The organism is Streptomyces sp. NPDC047042 (assembly GCF_040644035.1).
In the GTDB taxonomy this organism is placed as follows: domain Bacteria; phylum Actinomycetota; class Actinomycetes; order Streptomycetales; family Streptomycetaceae; genus Streptomyces.
This window is the reverse complement of the sequence record NZ_JBEYVP010000005.1, coordinates 169,660-186,939: the sequence shown is the minus strand read 5'-3', so window position 1 is coordinate 186,939 and position 17,280 is coordinate 169,660. Positions and strand designations below refer to the sequence as shown.

Annotated in this window: 15 protein-coding genes; 7 read left to right on the top strand and 8 right to left on the bottom strand. The window is 70.3% G+C overall.

From position 1 onward, the window contains the following. Window positions 1-101: 101 nt before the first annotated feature. Entirely contained in the window at window positions 102-2,273 is a 2,172-nt protein-coding gene (locus ABZ855_RS07210; protein WP_360802631.1) for a family 16 glycoside hydrolase, read from the bottom strand. A gap of 50 nt (window positions 2,274-2,323) precedes the next feature. Beyond that, window positions 2,324-4,753: a ThuA domain-containing protein gene (locus ABZ855_RS07205; protein ID WP_360802283.1), complete on the bottom strand. Its 2,430-nt coding sequence runs from the start codon at window positions 4,751-4,753 to the stop codon at window positions 2,324-2,326. Between the two features lie 320 nt (window positions 4,754-5,073). On the opposite strand from ABZ855_RS07205, the gene ABZ855_RS07200 reads away from it, so the two are divergent. Continuing rightward, complete coding sequence (locus ABZ855_RS07200; RefSeq protein WP_360802280.1) at window positions 5,074-6,111, top strand: multicopper oxidase domain-containing protein; 1,038 nt, start codon at window positions 5,074-5,076, stop codon at window positions 6,109-6,111. Between the two features lie 75 nt (window positions 6,112-6,186). Further along, window positions 6,187-7,218 (top strand): LacI family DNA-binding transcriptional regulator, encoded by a 1,032-nt coding sequence (locus tag ABZ855_RS07195; RefSeq protein ID WP_360802277.1) that lies wholly within the window; start codon window positions 6,187-6,189, stop codon window positions 7,216-7,218. Window positions 7,219-7,394: 176 nt separating this feature from the next. On the opposite strand, the gene ABZ855_RS07190 is transcribed toward ABZ855_RS07195, so the two are convergent. Further along, entirely contained in the window at window positions 7,395-8,189 is a 795-nt protein-coding gene (locus ABZ855_RS07190) for a VOC family protein (RefSeq protein ID WP_360802628.1), read from the bottom strand. A 246-nt stretch (window positions 8,190-8,435) separates the two neighbouring features. Between ABZ855_RS07190 and ABZ855_RS07185 the strand changes: the two genes are divergently transcribed. Next, window positions 8,436-8,690 carry a WhiB family transcriptional regulator gene (locus ABZ855_RS07185; RefSeq protein ID WP_319201271.1) on the top strand — a complete coding sequence of 85 codons (255 nt, stop codon included), beginning with the start codon at window positions 8,436-8,438 and terminating at the stop codon, window positions 8,688-8,690. A gap of 116 nt (window positions 8,691-8,806) precedes the next feature. On the opposite strand, the gene ABZ855_RS07180 is transcribed toward ABZ855_RS07185, so the two are convergent. The 4 genes from ABZ855_RS07180 to ABZ855_RS07165 form a co-directional block, all read right to left on the bottom strand. Further along, entirely contained in the window at window positions 8,807-9,784 is a 978-nt protein-coding gene (locus ABZ855_RS07180) for an acyl-ACP desaturase (RefSeq protein WP_360802273.1), read from the bottom strand. A 225-nt stretch (window positions 9,785-10,009) separates the two neighbouring features. Next, window positions 10,010-10,786 carry a dimethylargininase gene (gene ddaH / locus ABZ855_RS07175; protein WP_360802270.1) on the bottom strand — a complete coding sequence of 259 codons (777 nt, stop codon included), beginning with the start codon at window positions 10,784-10,786 and terminating at the stop codon, window positions 10,010-10,012. A gap of 104 nt (window positions 10,787-10,890) precedes the next feature. Beyond that, complete coding sequence (locus tag ABZ855_RS07170) at window positions 10,891-12,507, bottom strand: ABC-F family ATP-binding cassette domain-containing protein (protein WP_360802267.1); 1,617 nt, start codon at window positions 12,505-12,507, stop codon at window positions 10,891-10,893. A gap of 279 nt (window positions 12,508-12,786) precedes the next feature. Then, a complete protein-coding gene (locus ABZ855_RS07165) occupies window positions 12,787-13,203 on the bottom strand; it encodes an SsgA family sporulation/cell division regulator (RefSeq protein WP_319201279.1) in 417 nt (138 codons plus the stop codon). A 158-nt stretch (window positions 13,204-13,361) separates the two neighbouring features. On the opposite strand from ABZ855_RS07165, the gene ABZ855_RS07160 reads away from it, so the two are divergent. The 4 genes from ABZ855_RS07160 to ABZ855_RS07145 all read left to right on the top strand — a co-directional run bounded on the left by ABZ855_RS07160 (window position 13,362) and on the right by ABZ855_RS07145 (window position 15,873). Next, window positions 13,362-14,486 (top strand): oxidoreductase, encoded by a 1,125-nt coding sequence (locus ABZ855_RS07160; protein WP_360802263.1) that lies wholly within the window; start codon window positions 13,362-13,364, stop codon window positions 14,484-14,486. Between the two features lie 65 nt (window positions 14,487-14,551). Next, a complete protein-coding gene (locus ABZ855_RS07155; RefSeq protein ID WP_360802260.1) occupies window positions 14,552-14,878 on the top strand; it encodes a plasmid stabilization protein in 327 nt (108 codons plus the stop codon). A gap of 46 nt (window positions 14,879-14,924) precedes the next feature. Next, window positions 14,925-15,626 carry an endonuclease V gene (locus ABZ855_RS07150; protein WP_360802257.1) on the top strand — a complete coding sequence of 234 codons (702 nt, stop codon included), beginning with the start codon at window positions 14,925-14,927 and terminating at the stop codon, window positions 15,624-15,626. A gap of 100 nt (window positions 15,627-15,726) precedes the next feature. Continuing rightward, the gene (locus ABZ855_RS07145) at window positions 15,727-15,873 is read left to right on the top strand and encodes a hypothetical protein (protein WP_203690270.1); all 147 of its coding nucleotides are present in this window, start codon (window positions 15,727-15,729) and stop codon (window positions 15,871-15,873) included. A gap of 22 nt (window positions 15,874-15,895) precedes the next feature. Here ABZ855_RS07145 and ABZ855_RS07140 read toward each other — a convergent pair whose 3' ends face one another. Then, a complete protein-coding gene (locus ABZ855_RS07140; RefSeq protein ID WP_360802253.1) occupies window positions 15,896-17,083 on the bottom strand; it encodes a saccharopine dehydrogenase NADP-binding domain-containing protein in 1,188 nt (395 codons plus the stop codon). Window positions 17,084-17,280 lie beyond the last annotated feature (197 nt).

Genomic DNA, 17,280 nt, shown 5'->3' with positions numbered 1-17,280 from the left:
CGCCATAGGGGCGCGGGGAACTGCGCGATCAGCCACCACGAACCCGCGGCCGAAACGCAACCCCTACTGCCAAGCCCCGCCGGGCCATGGCATCGTCCGTCTCACAGTTCCTTGATGCGGATGTCCCGGTAGGAGACCACATCGGTCGTGCCGTGCACCTGGAGGCCGATGTACCCGGACGCGAACCGCCGCCCGTCCGTGCCCGGGTCGTCCGAGCGCGGCGGGGCGAAGTCCTGGCCCCCGGTGTTGTCGAACTCGTTGATCAGCACGCCGTTGCGGTACACCGAGTAGTGCTGGTCGACCACCCGGATCTCGTAGTCGTTCCAGGTGCCCTTCTGGGTGACGCCGGCTCCGGCGAGACCCACCCGGTCGAAGCCGTAGACCGAGCCCGTCTTGTACATGTCGCCGTCGGGCCGGTCGAGCACCTGCACCTCGTGCCCGTACTTGATGGCGACCCACTCCGGCCGGGACTCCTCCGGGTGACCGTGGACCCACGGGAAACGCACGAACACACCGGAGTTGGCGTTGCCCGTGCCCGGTGCGTCGTCCCGCCACTGCAGCTTCAGCGAAAAGTCGCCGTACTTGCGCTCCGGGAACCACAGCATGCCCATCCCCGCGACCGTCGTGCTGCTGGTGATCGACCCGTCGCCGTTCGGCGCGAACGAACCACCGCCCACCTGCTGCCACTTGGCGAGGGACGCGGGCGTACCGTCGAGGATCGTGCGGTAGCCCTCGGTCTGCCCCGGCCTGCCGATACCGGAGGCGCGGGCCGCCTCCTCGATCGCCGCGTCCTCACGCTCGTCGACGGCGCCGTCCTTGAACAGCCCGTCGAGGACGGTCCGTACGTGCTTGAGGAACAGGGCGTGGGACGTCCACTCCCGCTCGTCCTCGATCAACTCACCTATCCGGCACCGGTTGTTGGTGACCCGGTTGACCACCCCGGAGTCGACCGTGCCCACGATCACCGTCAACCGCTCGTCGTACTCGGGGCAGTTGGGCGCCGGAACCCCGCCGCCCGCCACGACCGTGAGACTCACCGAGCGCGCCTCGCTGGTGTTGCCCGCCTTGTCGCTCGCCCGGTAGGTCACCGAGTGAGCGCCCGCCCGGTCCACGACCACCGGCGCGGTGTACGCCAGATAGGGGCCGCCGTCGAGCGAGTACTCGACCGTGGCGACCCCCGAGCCACCGTGGTCCGTCGCGCTGACGGTCACCCTGGCGCTGTTGACGTAGGCGCCGTTCGCGTTCCGGGTGCCCTCGACGGTCACCCCGGTCACCGGCGGGACCGTGTCCTCGGCGGGCTGCGCCACGACGGTGAACGCGACGCTCTTCTCGGCGGAGACATTGCCCGCCTTGTCGGTGGCACGGTAGCGGACACTGTGACTGCCGACCTGATGCACCATCACCGGGCCGGTGTACGGCTGCCAACTCCCGCTGTTCACCGCGTACTCGACCGTGTTGATCCCGGAACCGGTGTCCGACGCGGAGACGGTGACCGTCGCCATGTCGAGATACGCCCCGGCCGCGTTCCGCTCACCGGTGACGGTCGCCGAGGTCTCCGGCGGCGCCTTGTCGTCCGTAGGCGGCGCGACCACCGTGAACGCGACGCTCTTCTCGGCGGCCGCGTTGCCCGCCCTGTCGAACGCCCGGTAACGCACCGAATGGCTGCCGACCTGGTCGATCACGACCGGTGCGGTGTACGGCTGCCAGGCGCCCTCCGCGCCGATCGCGTACTCGACCCGGTCGACGCCGGAACCCTCGTCACTCGCGCCGATCGCCACACTCGCCGAACCGACGTACTCACCCTGCGAGTTCCGCGCACCGGTGACCGTCGCCGAGGTCACCGGGGCCGTGGTGTCCGAGCCGCCGCCCTCCGTCACCACGAGGATGCCCTGCATCTGGCCGTGGCCCGGAATCGTGCAGTAGTAGCGGTAGCGGCCCGGGGTGAGCGTGACCTCGGCGGTGTGCCGGCCGCCCTGGTCGTCGTTCGGGTTGGCGAGGATGTTGAGCGGGACGTCGTTGTTGTACTCCGGGTCGGAGACGTCGAAGGTCAACGTGTGCGGCATTCCCATGGTGTTGCCGGTCGCCGCACTGTTCTCGAAGACGATCGTCGTCGCGCCCGCCACCGCCGTGGCCGGCACGGAGGCGTACTTGGTGATGTCGTCGCCCGCGGTCCAGGTGAGCACCTGGGCAGCGGCGGCATCGGTGGCGGTCGGCATGGCGGCCGCCTCGCCCGCGGGGCGTGCCCCCGCCGTCGAGGTCAGCCCGAGGACCATCAACAGCGATGCCAGCACCGCCGTCCAGAGCCTGCTGCGTCGTCTGCGCACTACTCCGCTCCCCTCGCGAGGTCGCCGACCGCGGGCGTCGGGCCGCCGCCGGTGTAAGTGACCCGCCACAGCGCCGACTTGGCGTCCGAGGTGAAGAAACCCCGGCCGTAGTCGAGGACATAGAGCGAGCCGTCGGGACCGAACTTCCAGTCCATGAGGTTCTTGATGCCGTCGTTGCCGATCGGCACGATCTTCTTCAACGACTCGGAGTGGATGGGCAGTCCGCCGTCGCCGTGCGTCTTCGGGTCGGTGACTACCGCGTTGCGCGGCTGGTCGGCGTCGTAGAAGTCACCCACGAACCACTTGCCGTCCCAGTAGGCCGGCCACTTGGTCGTGCTCGCGCTCGCCGCGTCGTAGCGGTACACCGGACCGTTCATCGCGGCCTGGCCGCCGCCCTTGAGCCACGGCAGCAGATACGTGCTCTCCGCCTGCTTGTACGACGGGACGCCGCTCGCGTCGCGCGGGAAGTCAGGGGCGCCGCCCTGGGGCGAGTACCAGATGTTGTTGCCGGTGACGGGCGGCAGATTGACCAGACCGTCGTTGTTGGGCGACTCGTTCTTCGGGTGGTCGCAGTCGTACCAGCCCAGAGGCTTGGAAGGATCGGGCAGATTGCGGTCACGGTAGGGCTGCTTGTTGCCCATGCAGTACGGCCAACCCCGGTTGCCCGCCCCGGTGATGACGGCGAACGTGTCGTACTTCGCCGGACCCCAGGTCGTCGAGGGCGTGCTCGCGTCCGGCCCGACCCAGCCCGCGTACAGGGTGTCGGTCGCCTTGTCGACGGAGATGCGGGCCGGGTTCCTGACCCCCATCACATAGATCTCACCGCGTGTCTTCCCGCCGCCCTCGGCGGTCTCCCGGCCCGTGAAGAGGTTGCCCTCGGGAAGCGTGTACGTCCCGTCGGCTTCCGGATGGATGCGCAGGATCTTCCCGTTGAGGTTGTTGGTGTTGCCGGCCGTGCGCCGGGCGTCGGCGAACGACACGCCCCTGTACGCCGGTTGGGGGTTGTTGCCGGAGTAACCCTCGCTGAAACCACTGGAGTTGTTGTCACCGGTGGCGATGTACAGATTCCCCTTGGAGTCCCAGGCCATCCCGCCGCCCGAGTGACAGCAACTGTGGATCTGCACCGGCCACTTGAGCAGCACCTTCTCGCTGTTCAGGTCGAGCCGGTTGGTGGCCGGGTCGAGGGTGAAACGGGAGACGTACCTTTCGGCCATTCTGGTGTCGCGGTTGATCCGCGCATGGGGCGTGTAGTGGAGGTACACCCAGCCGTTGCGTTCGAAGGACGGATCGAGCTCGATGCCGAGCAGTCCCTCCTCGACCTTGATCAGCTCGTCCCCGCCGCCCTTGTTGCCGAAGACGGTCAACTCGCCCGCCAGAGTGACCTTCTTGGTCCGCGGGTCGTAGATGTGGATCTGTCCCTTGCCCTTGCCGATGGCCGGGTTGTTCCAGTCGGTGACCACCGGCTGGGAGGAGTCGGCGCCGCCCCGCCCGATGTAGAACACCCGCCCGTCGGGCGCGGTCACCAGCCCGTGCGGTTCACCGATCTGGTCGCTCTGACCCGGCTGGTTCGGCTGGGTCAACCGCTCCGCCCGGTAACTGGAGTTGATGGTGGCCTTGCAGTCGGCCTGCGCCAGCCGGGTCGTCCACAGCAGCGCACCGCGCAGATGGCTGCGGAAGTCCGTCTCGTCGTACGACGACGCCGTACCGCCCATGCCCGTGTAGAAGGACCGGCCGCCGTCGTAGTCACGGCACCAACTCACCGGGTGATCCCACCCGTTGGCGCTCGCCCCGGGCTTGTACGTCGACTCGCGCACCCGGGCCACGGTGTGGACGTCGCCGGAGGGGTTCTTCACCCAGTTCAGCCACTGGTCCGGCCGCTTCCACTGCGTAGGCAGCTCCCTGGTGGCCGGATGGCGACGGTCGCCCACCTCAACGGTCGCGCGCTGTACGGCGGTTGGGCTGGTGGCAGCGGGCCGGGCGCCCACCAAGCCGGTGAACCAGTCGGAGAACGGTTCCGCGCGGGCCGCGTCATGGATGCCGACGAAACCGCCGCCGGCCTCCATATAGGTCTCCAGCCCGGCTTCCTCCTCGGGGTCGAGGACGTCACCGCCGCCGGTGAGGAAGACGATCGCGTTGTAGGTCCCGAGCCGGGGCCCGTCCGTGAACACGGAGGCGTCGTCGGTCGCCTCGACGTCGAAGCGCTGTGCCGCCGGGCCGGACAGGCCGATCCGCTCGATCGCCTCGATCCCGGCGTTGACGACCGGAGACTCGTCCCCGGCGGCGGCCGAACCGTGGAAGACGAGGACACGTACACCGCTGCCGCCCGGCGGCGACGTGACGGACATCGTTGTCGCGGACGGGTCGGGAGCCGGCCGCGCGCTGGCGGCGGGGCCCGACAGCAGTCCGGCGGTGACGACTCCGGCGGCCACGGTGGCCGCCCAGGCCCGCCTCCGTCCCCTTGCGCCGCTTTCTCTGCTTCTCGCGCTCAACTTCCGTAATTGCGTGGATTCCTGATGCTTGGATTCCTGATGCGATGTGAACCGCATGTGGTCACCGACCCCTCTTCGGTCACAGCAAACGCAAAGGAAGCTAGACCCCTTTGGGTGGCTCGCCAAGAGGTATGACCGGGATCGCACGAACTTTGTCCTGAGTGTGGATAAACCGGTGCCGGGCCGCTACCGTCTCACCGGTTCCTCTCGTTCCCGCTGCGCATCTTCCGTACCAGCCGTACCAGGGTGGGGAGTTCGACATGGACAGACGTGACTTCAACCGACGGGTGCTGCTCGGGGGCGCCGCCGTGGCGACATCGTTGTCGGTCACCCCGGAGGCCGGCGGCGCGACCGCCGCACTCGCGAAGACCGCTCCGGCCGGCGGCGAGGTGCGCCACCTCCAGCTGTACGCCGAGCGGCTCGCCGACGGGCAGATGGGCTACGGCTTCGCGCGGGGCACGGCGTCGGTTCCCGGCCCGCTCATCGAGCTGAACGAGGGCGACACGGCGCACATCACCCTGGAGAACACGACGGACGTGGCGGTGAGCCTGCACGTTCACGGCATGGACTACGAGATCTCCAGCGACGGCACGAAACTGAGTCACAGCGAGGTCGAACCGGGCGGCAGCCGCACCTACACCTGGCGCACACACGCCCCGGGCCGCCGTACGGACGGGACCTGGCGGGCCGGGAGTGCCGGCTACTGGCACTACCACGATCATGTCGTCGGCACCGAACACGGCACCGGGGGCATCCGCAAGGGTCTCTACGGCCCGGTGATCGTCCGGCGCAAGGGGGACATCCTCCCGGACACCACGCACACGATCGTCTTCAACGACATGACGATCAACAACAGGCCGGGCCATCAGAGCCCGAACTTCGAGGCCACGGTGGGCGATCGCGTCGAGTTCGTGATGATTACGCACGGCGAGTACTACCACACCTTCCATATGCACGGTCACCGCTGGGCGGACAACCGCACCGGCCTGCTCACCGGCCCCGACGACCCGAGCCAGGTCGTCGACAACAAGATCGTGGGCCCGGCGGACTCCTTCGGTTTCCAGGTGATCGCGGGGGAGGGGGTGGGAGCGGGCGCGTGGATGTACCACTGCCATGTACAGAGCCACTCGGACATGGGGATGGCGGGCCTGTTCCTGGTACGGAGGACGGACGGGACGATCCCCGGATACGAGCCGCACGGCGGGAGTGGGGCGGGGGCGCTGCATGAGTCCCAGCAGTTCCAGCAGCCCCAACAGCCCCAACAGTCACAAAAGTCGCAGTCGTCGCACCACCACTGACGGGGCCCGAGAGCGCTCTCATCCCGTACGGGCCGGGACTATCCTGATCGGCAACCGCCGATGAGGAGCCCTCAAGTGACCGAGACCGCGTCGCGACCCACCCTGGAGGCCGTGGCCGCGCGGGCGGGGGTCTCCCGGGCCACCGCCTCACGCGTGGTGAACGGTGGGGACGGCGTGCGCGAGCCCCTCGTCGAAAGGGTCAGGCAGGCCGTCGAGGAACTCGGGTACGTGCCCAACCAGGCGGCGCGCTCCCTGGTGACCAGACGGCACGACGCCGTCGCCGTCGTCATCGCCGAACCGGAGACCAGGGTCTTCGCCGACCCCTTCTTCGCCCTCCAACTCCGGGGAATCAGCAAGGAGTTGACCGCCCACGACTCCCAGCTCGTGCTGCTGCTCACCGAGGGGCGCGACGACCACTCCCGCGTCGGCCGGTATCTCGCCGGTGGGCACGTCGACGGCGCGCTCGTCTTCTCCCTCCACCTCGACGATCCGTTGCCCGGCCTGGTCCAGCGCGCCGGCGTTCCCACCGTGTTCGGCGGCCGGCCCGGCTGGAGCGACGGCACCCGCGACGCCGTGTACGTCGACAGCGACAACCGGGGTGGCGCTCGCACCGCCGTACGGCATCTCGTCTCCCTCGGGCGGACGCGGATCGCGCACATCACCGGCCCCCTCGACCAGACCTCGGCCGCCGACCGGCGCGACGGGTTCCGGGACGTCATGCCCGACGCGGACCCACGGCTGATCGTCGAGAGCGACTTCACCCCGGCGGGCGGGGAACGCGCGATGCGGGAACTCCTCGACTGGTGCCCGGACCTCGACGCCGTGTTCGCCGCCAACGACCTGACCGCCTCGGGTGCCCTGCGCGTCCTGCGCGAACGCGGACGGCGCGTGCCCGAGGACGTCGCCGTGGTCGGCTTCGACGACATGCTGCCGGTCGCCGAACAGACCGACCCGCCGCTCACCACGGTCCGCCAGGACATCGAGGAGATGGGCAGGCTGATGGCACGTCTGTTGCTGGGCGTGGTCGACCCTGCGGTCGCCCCCGCGGGCGGTGCGCCGGCCACCGTGGTCCTGCCGACCACGTTGGTCCGGCGCGCCTCGGCGTAGCGCTGTGCTGCGCGGGGCCTGGCGGGGTGGACGTTGCTTGCCCGCGGGCCGGTGGGGGCTGGTCGCGCAGTTCCCCGCGCCCCTGAGGAACGGGCCACGCGCCCCTTGCGGGGCGCGTGGCCCGTTCCTCGCGTCGGCGCGGCCCCACGTCCCCTTCGGGGCATCGATGGCGTCCCTTACATCTGCCTCGGTGCGCTCTTGATCACCGCGAAGCGGGCCCCGTACGGGTCGGTGAGGCGGGCGATGCGGCCGACGCTCTCCACGTCCGTGGCCGGCATCCTCACCCGGCCGCCGAGTTCCTGGGCCTTGGCGACCGTCGCGTCGGTGTCGGGGACCTCGAAGTAGGGAAGCCAGTGCGGAGTCGTCTCGACGACGCCCGCCGGGTCCTCGTCCACGTCGACGATCCCGCCGAACATCCCGTCCTCCCCTGCACCCGCCGGGTTCACGCACGTGTACGACCCGCCGGGGAACGACACCCCCGAGGTCTCCAGGCCCAGCACCGCGCTGTAGAACGCGGCGACCTTGGGGACGTCGGTCGTGTACAGCTCGACCCAGCACAGGGAGCCGGGTTCGCCCGCGACCTCCAGGCCCTTGATCCGGCCGGGCTGCCAGAGGTTGAGGGCCGCGCCGGTGGTGTCGGTGAGGACGGCCATCCGGCCCGCGTCCATGACGTCCATGGGCGGCGCCGGGACGGCGCCCCCGGCCTGCTCGGCGGCCTTGACGGTGGCGTCGACGTCCGGGGTCTGGAAGGACACGTTCCAGGACGGCGGGCCCTGCTCCTCGCCGTTCTGCATGCCACCCGCGACGGTCCGCCCGTCGAGCTGGAAGAAGCCGTACCCGCCGGCCTCGGGGCCCGCCGACTGGAAGTCCCAGCCGAAGAGCGCGCGGTAGAAGGAGATGGCACCCTCGATGTCGGGGGTGCCGAGATCGATCCAGTTCGGGGCGCCGGTCACGAAACGGGTGGTGAGCATCATTGCCCTCCTCAGTGGGCCCCGCCCTCTGCGGGGGACCCTCGACTGCTCTGCCGAGTCTTGCACCGCCCACTGACAATCGCCGCCGGAGTCCGCGCGCCGCCGTGCGTTCACGCGTCCGGCGGGAGCATCATCGGGCGGACCGGCAGCCTCCGAGCCGCCCGGGCCGTTCGTCGGCCGCCCCCCGTACCCCGCGTTGATCGGACGTTGAGCGAACGTTTTTCACCGCCCGGCACGATCTCACCCATGCACTACGAGACGATCACCCCGATGGACAGCGCCTGGCAGGCGCAGGCCCTCTGCGCGGAGACCGGGGCCGACTTCTTCTTCCCCGAGCCGGGCAGCTCGGTGCGCGAGGCGAAGCGCATCTGCGGGATGTGCGAGATGCGCCCGGCCTGCCTGGAGTACGCGCTCAGCAACGACGAACGGTTCGGCGTCTGGGGCGGCCTCTCCGAGAAGGAGCGGCTCAATCTCCGACGCACCTCGCACACCTCCCACTGACCTCTGCCGAAAACACCGCGCCGCCACCTCGTGGCGCCGACGTCCAGGACGCGGCGCCGGCCGAGGTGACGGCGTACGAGTGAGTGGTGTTCGAGTGAGCGGTCTCGCCGGGCGGGTCAGCCCGCCGCGCGCGCCGCCATGCGGGCCTTGCGGGCCGCGAGCTTCTCGTCGAACTTGGACGCCTCCGCGTCCAGGCCGCCCATGAACATGCCCAGTTCCTCCTGGGCCTGGAGACCCTCACCGCTGAGGTCGCTCATCTCCATGACCTTCAGATGCCGCAGCACGGGCTGCAGCACGTCGTCGTGGTGGATGCGCATGTTGTAGACCTCGCCGATCGCCATCTGCGCGGCGGCCCGCTCGAAGCCGGGCATGCCGTGACCGGGCATGCGGAAGTTGACGATCACGTCCCGGACGGCCTGCATGGTCAGGTCGGGCGCCAGCTCGAAGGCGGCCTTCAGCAGGTTCCGGTAGAAGACCATGTGCAGGTTCTCGTCGGTCGCGATGCGGGCCAGCATGCGGTCGCAGACCGGGTCGCCCGACTGGTGGCCGGTGTTGCGGTGCGAGACACGCGTGGCCAGCTCCTGGAAGGCGACGTACGCCACCGAGTGCAGCATCGAGTGCCGGTTGTCCGACTCGAAGCCCTCGGCCATGTGCTGCATCCGGAACGCCTCGAGCTTGTCCGGGTCGACGGCGCGGGAGGTGAGCAGGTAGTCACGCATCACGATGCCGTGCCGGCCCTCCTCCGCCGTCCAGCGGTGCACCCAGGTGCCCCAGGCGCCGTCGCGGCCGAACAGGCTGGCGATCTCGTGGTGGTAGCTGGGGAGGTTGTCCTCCGTGAGGAGGTTGACGACCAGGGCGATCCGGCCGAGCTCGGTGACCTTGGACTGCTCCTTGTCCCAGGCCTCGCCGTCCTCGAAGATGCCGGGGAAGTTGCGGCCGTCGCTCCACGGCACGTACTCGTGCGGCATCCAGTCCTTGGCGACCTTCAGATGCCGGTTGAGTTCGGTCTCGACCACTTCTTCCAGTGCGTACAGCAGCCGGGCGTCGGTCCAGGCGCCGGACGGGCTGCCGAGGTGCGGAGAAGTGATCGTCATGAATGCTCCAGAAAGACGTTGCGAGCGGTATGCGGTGAGCGGACTGCCTAAACCCGAGGGTCAACCTACGGCATCGTAGGCTACGTTTCCGTAGGTTACGCGAGCGTAGGTTAAGTGCGTTGTAAAGATCGCTGATCAGCGGGTACGTACCAGGGGTGCGTACCAGGACGCGATGACGTTCCGGACGCGCAGGTCGGGGGCCGAACGGGTGCCCCGACCGCCCGGTCAGACGTACAACTCCCGCAGCCGCACCGAGAGGCACGTCACACAGCCCTCGAGTTTCTCGAACTCGCTGATGTCCACGAGCACCGGCTCATGACCGAGATCGGCGAGCAGTTCGGCAGTCTTCGGCGCGCTCGCCGCCATCAGCAGCTTCCCGCCGCCCAGCAGCACCACATGCGCCCCCGACTCCTCCGGCACCGGCAGGAAACGCGGGAAGAGGGAGGGGGAGTCCACCAGCGGAGCGTGCCCGATGACCGTCCCGTCGGGCAGCGCGGTGACCGCCGACTTCAGATGCAGCACGCTGCTCACCGGTACGGCCACGATCCGGGCCCCGAGCGGCTCGAACACGGCCCTGAGCTGCTGCACCCCGGCGGCGTTCGTGCGCCCGCCCCGCCCGACGTAGATCGTGTCGCCGACCTTGAGGACGTCACCGCCCTCCAGGGTGCCCGGCTCCCAGACCCAGTTCACCGAACACCCGAGCCGGGCCACCGCCTCCTCGACCCCGCCGGTCTCACCGCGCCGGGACTCGGCGCCGGGCCGCGCGATCAGCGCGACGTTGCGGTAGACGACCACCGCGTCCTCGACGAACACCGAGTCCGGGCAGTCGTCCGCCGGATCGACCTCGAGGGTCTCCCAGCCGTGTGTGCGCAGGGCTTCCGCGTACGCCTCCCACTGCCGGCCGGCGAGGTCGGTGTCGATCTCCTCGCGCTCGATGTGCGTGACGAGGCCCTCGGCCAGGCGCGGGCTGGGGCGGCGTATGAGCGCCTTCTTGCTGGGCACGAGTGGGACTCCGTATCGGAAGGGGGTGTCCGCGCCATCATGCACGCGGGCGTGTGCGGACAAAAGCCCCGGTGGTCAGACCGGGGCCCGCGCCCCCTGGACGATCACCCCACCTCCTCCGGTGAGATTTCCTTCAACTCCCCGTCCAGCAGCAGCCACCGGGTGATCCCGATCGACTCGAGGAAGGGCAGGTCGTGGCTGGCCACGATCAGCGCGCCCTCGTAGGAGTCCAGGGCTGTGGTCAGCTGTCGGGCGCTGGCCATGTCCAGGTTGTTGGTCGGCTCGTCCAGCATCAGCAGCTGGGGTGCGGGCTCGGCCAGCATCAGGGCGGCCAGGGCGGCGCGGAAACGCTCGCCGCCCGACAGTGTCGCCGCCTGCTGGTCGGCACGCGCCCCCCGGAACAGGAAGCGGGCCAGCCGCGCACGCACCCGGTTGTTGGTGGCGCCGGGCGAGAACCTGGCCACGTTCTCGGCGACCGTGAGCGCGTCGTCGAGGACATCGAGCCGCTGGGGCAGGAAACGCAGCGGTACGTGCGCGTGTGCCTCCCCGGAGACCGGTGCCAGCTCCCCGGCGATCGTCCGCAGCAGGGTCGTCTTGCCCGCCCCGTTGCGCCCGATCAGCGCGACCCGCTCCGGCCCCCGCAGATCGAAGGAGCCGGCGCTCGCGCCGTACGCCAACTCCAGGTCCAGGAGCGTGAGTACGGTCCGGCCCGGCGGTACGGCCGTGTACGGCAGGTCGACGCGGATCTCGTCGTCGTCCCGTACGGCCTCCACGGCGTCGTCGAGCCGTTCCTTCGCGTCGGCGAGCCGCTCCTCGTGCATGATGCGGTGCTTGCCGGCCGACTCCTGGGCGGATCGTTTGCGCGCCCCCATGACGATCTTCGGCTCGCGCTTCTGCTCGAACATCTTCTGTCCGTACTTCTTGCGGCGGGCCAACTTGACCTGTGCGTCGACCAGTTCGCGCTTCTGCTTCTTCAGGTCGGCCTCGGCCACCCGCACCATCCGCTCGGCCGCCTCCTGTTCGGTGGCGAGCGCCTCCTCGTACGCCGAGAAGTTGCCGCCGTACCAGGTGACCTCTCCGGAGCGCAGGTCGGCGATCTGGTCGACCAGGTCCAGGAGTTCGCGGTCGTGGCTGACCACGATCAGCACCCCGGACCAGGAGGAGACGGCCGTGTACAGGCGGCGGCGCGCGTACAGGTCCAGGTTGTTGGTCGGCTCGTCGAGCAGGAGTACGTCCGGGCGGTCGAGGAGCAGCGCGGCGAGCCGCAGGAGGACCGCCTCGCCGCCCGAGACCTCGCCGACCGTGCGGTCCAACTCGATGTGGCCGAGCCCGAGTTCGCCGAGTGTGACCAGGGCGCGTTCCTCCACGTCCCAGTCGTCGCCGATCGTCTCGAAGTGCTTCTCGGCCACGTCGCCCGCCTCGATGGCGTGCAGCGCGGCCCGGCGGGCGGCGATGCCGAGGACCTCGTCGACCCGCAGCGCGGTGTCGAGGGTGACGGTCTGCGGGAGGTAGCCGACGTCGCCCGCGACCCGGACGATGCCGTCCACCGGCGGCAGTTGACCGGCGATCAGCTTCAACAGCGTGGATTTGCCTGATCCGTTGACGCCGACGAGCCCGGTGCGGCCGGGGCCGAACGCGGCGTCGAGGCCGTCGAAGACAGTGGTGCCGTCGGGCCAGGCGAAGGACAGGGAGGTGACGGCGATGGAAGTGGTGGCTGACATGTGGCCTCGCGGTTGCTTGATTCGATGGGGGCAATCGCGTGTCGAGACACCGACGGGGCGGCGGGAGAATCCTGGTGGCACGAGAAAGGCCCTGCTCCGGACGGAGGCACGGACGGCTCGAACACCGAGGTCGCACGCTGCGCGGACACACCACAGGAGGGTGTGCGGCGCGGTGTCTCAGGACCTCAGTAGAGCAACGTCCTTCTCCATTCGACGGCAACAGGACCGCTGCAAGCGTAGGAAGAGGCGTTTCAGGCTGTCAAAGCATTTAAGGGTGCTTCACAGGGCGTCGCGCATCAGCTCCGCGAGGTCGCGGTCCAGGTCCGTCTGGAGGTGCTCCAGGCCGACCGGCACCAGTTCCGTGGTGGCCGCGAGGAAGCTCCGCAGCTCGCCCGAGCGGACATGCACGACCGCGGTGCCCTCGGGGGCGTGGAACTCCAGGACCGTGCGGTCGTACCCGTACGGCCGCACGCGCACGTCCCCGTGACCCCGCGCTTCCAGCATGCCGTCCGCGAGGAGCTCGCGGGCGAAGGTCCAGCGGACCTCCACGCCCTCCAGGGTGGCCGGTGCGGGGAAGGTCATCCGGACGGCGAACGGGTCGCTCCGGTCGTAGGTGAGGGTCGCGGGAATGCTCGTCATCCGCGGTGCGGCGGCGACGAGACGGGCCTCTACGAGCTGCTCGATGACGGTGGACAACGCCTTGCTCCCTTGTGACGGTTGGCCGGACTCCTGGTGGAACGGTCCGCACACTGAGAGAGACGCTGGAATGAGTCAAACAGTGCACCTCGATTTCGAGTGACCTCTGTCACCGAGTTCATTCCCTGCTACCTTCGCCCGCCATGAGGATCAAGGGGATGCAGCGACAGAACAGCCGTACGACTCGGGCGAGGCGAAGGGCGACGGCGGGCGCGTGCGTCGCGGCGCTCGCCGCTGTGGCCGCCGGACTGGCCGCACCCGCGCAGGCGTACGAGGGGACGGGCGCCGTTCCCGGGCCCGGACACCGCACTCCGCACTGGGCGCCGAAGGACAGCGGCGCCCCCGATGTCCGCTTCCGCGGACTGTCCGCCGTCAGCCGGAGCACCGCCTGGCTCGCCGGCACCCAGGGCACCGTACTGCGCACCACCGACGGCGGAACGACCTGGCGAAACGTCTCTCCGCCCGGCGCGGCCGAGCTCCAGTTCAGGGACATCGAGGCCTTCGACGTCCGCCGGGCCGTGGTCCTGGCCATCGGCGAGGGCGAGGCGTCCCGCGTCTACCGCACCGAGGACGGCGGCCGGACCTGGACCGAGTCCTTCCGCAACACCGACGCCAGGGCCTTCTATGACTGCCTCACCTTCTTCGACAGCCGCCACGGCCTCGCGATGAGTGACCCGGTGGACGGAAAGTTCCGCATCCTCTCCACCAGCGACGGCGGACGCTCCTGGGAGGTGCTGCCCAGCGCGGGCATGCCCGCCGCACTGGAGGGCGAGGCGGGCTTCGCGGCGAGCGGACAGTGCCTGGTCAGCTCGGGGCCCCGTGATGTGTGGCTGGCCACGGGCGGGGGCGCACGCGCGCGCGTGCTGCACTCCGCCGACCGCGGGCTCACCTGGCGGGCCAGCGATTCACCGATACCGGCGGGCGACCCGGCCCGAGGTGTCTTCGCGCTCGCCTTCCGCGACCGCACGCACGGACTGGCCGTCGGCGGCGACTACCGCGCCGACCAGGCCTCACCGCGGGCGGGCGCGCGCACCACGGACGGCGGCCGCACCTGGACGACGGCAGCCGCCTCCCCGCCCGCCTACCGCTCCGGCGTCGCCTGGCTCCCGTACAGCCGCACGGCCGCGCTCGCGGTCGGCCCGACCGGCACCGACCTCACCACGGACGCGGGCCGCACCTGGAAGACCGTCGACACGGGCTCGTACGACACCGTGGACTGCACCCCCGACCTCGGCTGCTGGGCCGCCGGAGAGAAGGGGCGCGTGGCACGGCTCGAATCCTGAGGCCTGGGTACCCGTTCACCGACACCAGCCCGAGAGGACAGCGCGAGCGAAGGAAGTGAACGTCCATGCCACGCGGTGCGAGCCCCAAGCGGGAACGTCAGTACGAGCACATCAAGGAAAGTGCCCGGGACCGCGGCGAGAGCGAGAAGCGCGCCGAGGAGATCGCCGCGCGGACCGTCAACAAGGAACGCGCCCGGTCCGGCGAGTCCAAGACCGCCAGCCGTACGTCGACCCAGGACATGTCGTCCAGCAAACGCGGGGGTCAGCGCTCCCACCAGGGCGCCCAGGGGCCGACGTACGACCAGCTCTACGAGGAGGCCAAGAAGCGGAATGTGCAGGGCCGTTCGGACATGAACAAGGCACAGCTGCAGAGGGCACTCGGCAACAAGTGACCTGCGGTGGGACGCCGGCGGGCCGGCCCGTACGCTCGTCGTCACCATGGAGACGAAGACGACGACCGTGCCCGTACCGGCGGCCTGGCCCACGACCGAGGAGCGGGCCCGCGCGGTCCAGGACGAACTGCGGCTGCGGGTCGTCCTGGACGAGCCGGGCCCGCCGCCCGGGACGGGGCACGTCACCGGCGTCGACGTCGCCTACGACGACGAGCGGGACCTGGTGGTGGCCGCCGCCGTCGTCCTGGACGCGGCGAGCCACGACGTCGTCGCCGAGGCCACGGCCGTCGGGCGGGTCTCCTTCCCGTACGTGCCCGGCCTCCTCGCGTTCCGCGAGATCCCGGCCGTCATGGCCGCCCTGGAAGCCCTGGCCGTCCCGCCGGGGCTCGTCGTCTGCGACGGCTACGGCCTGGCCCATCCGCGCCGCTTCGGCCTCGCCAGCCACCTCGGCGTCCTCACCGGCCTGCCCACGATCGGTGTGGCGAAGAACCCGTTCACCTTCGCCTACGAGGAGCCGGGCACCCCGCGCGGCTCGGCGTCCCCGCTGCTGGCGGGCGCGGAGGAGGTCGGCCGTGCCCTGCGCACCCGGGACGCGGTCAAACCGGTGTTCGTCTCGGTCGGCCATCGCACCACCCTCGACACGGCCTGCGCCCACACCCTGGCGCTCACCCCGCACTACCGCCTCCCGGAGACGACCCGGCGGGCGGACGCCCTGTGCAGACGGGCCCTGAAGGAAGCGACCGCCTGAGGGGACCGCAGGGCCGGCGGGTCTCAAGTGATCATCTGAGTATGTGTTCTGAGTACCCGTACGGATGTCGGCGGACCCGAGCTGTCGGCAGGCTGTGTCCATGACCACGCACCGCGCCCCGAAGCCCGTCGCCAGCCCCGCCCAGCCCGTCGAGCGCGCCGTCACGGCCGCGCTGATCGTCGCCGTACTGGCGGGACTCGCCTGGATCGTCGGCATGATCTACACGGTCACGGGCTGGGCCCAGTAGACCTCCCCACCGCCTCCGCCGGTCACTTGCCGGCAGCCACCCGGAACGTGATGCCCACGTTGCGCAGACGTTCGATCAGGGCGTCGCCCATCGCCACGGCGGTGGTCACCTGCCCGGCCGTCGCCGGGAGGTCGTCGAAGGCCAGGCAGAGCGCCGACTCGGCGAACATCTTCGCCGTCTCGTCGTAGCCGGGGTCGCCGCCCGCGACCTCCGTGAAGACCCGCTGTCCGCCGCCCTCGCCCACGAACCGCACCGAGAACCAGCTCTTCGCGCGCCGCTCCGCGCTCGGCCCGTCGCCCGGCCGCAGCCGACCGGACAGCCAGCGCCGCGCGGGCGGCAGTTGGGCCGCCGCGAACACCGCGCCGACCGCGGCGACCCCGCCCACCGCGAAGGGCAGCCGCCGTACCGCCGCGTAATGGCGGTAACGGAAGTCGGGGCCGTACCGTTCCAGTGCCCGCGCCGAACGCACCACGATCTGCGGGTCGATGGTGGGCAGCGGCAGCGCCCAGGCGCCGACCTCCCCGGCGAACCGGGGCGGACCCGCCGGCGCGGTCGCCCGGCGGCCCAGCAGCCGGGGCTCATGGCGCCGCCGGTCGCGTGCGGCGGCCAGCATCCGCGGTCCCCTGGAGAACTGGTTGAGCGCCGAGGCGAAGGTGCCGCCCGAGACCATCGCCTCGCTGCGCACGAACCCGTCCACGGTCAGCGGCACCCCCTCGGGCAACTGGGCGACCGTGAAGTACGCGCCCAGGTCGTGCGGGATCGAGTCGAAACCGCAGGCGTGCACCAGGCGGGCGCCCGTCTCCCGCGCGCGCGTGTCGTGCCGGACGTACATCAGGTCGACGAACTCGGGCTCCCCGCTGAGATCGAGGTAGTCGGTGCCACTGTCCGCGCAGGCGGCGACCAGTTCCTCGCCGTACGTCAGATAGGGGCCCACCGTCGTGGCCAGCACGCGCGTGCGGCCGGCGAGCGTGCGCAGCGAGGCGGGATCCGACACGTCAGCCACCAGCACGTCCACCTCGGCGCCCTTCCCGACGCCCGCCAGGCGCTCGCGCAGCCGCTCCAGTCTGTCCGGGTTCCGGCCGGCGATCGCCCAGCGCAGACCTTCGGGCGCGTGCGCGGCGAGGTGGTCGGCGGTGAGCGCACCGACGAAGCCGGTGGCTCCGAACAGCACGATGTCGTACGGACGTTCCAGCTTGTTCGGCCTGCTCATGACACCCCTCGTTGTGCGTCCCGCGCCGTTGTCGGTGGTCGAGGCTAGCGTGAGGGGGAACGGAGTCGCGCGGCCGGTCGTTCTACGGAACGAGCGGCTTGTCCAAGCGCTTGCTTAATTAGTGCCCGGTGAAACCTTGTGCGGAGTGAAAGGCATTCCTAGCATCGCTGGAGTCACGTCGGTTGTGTCACGGGAGG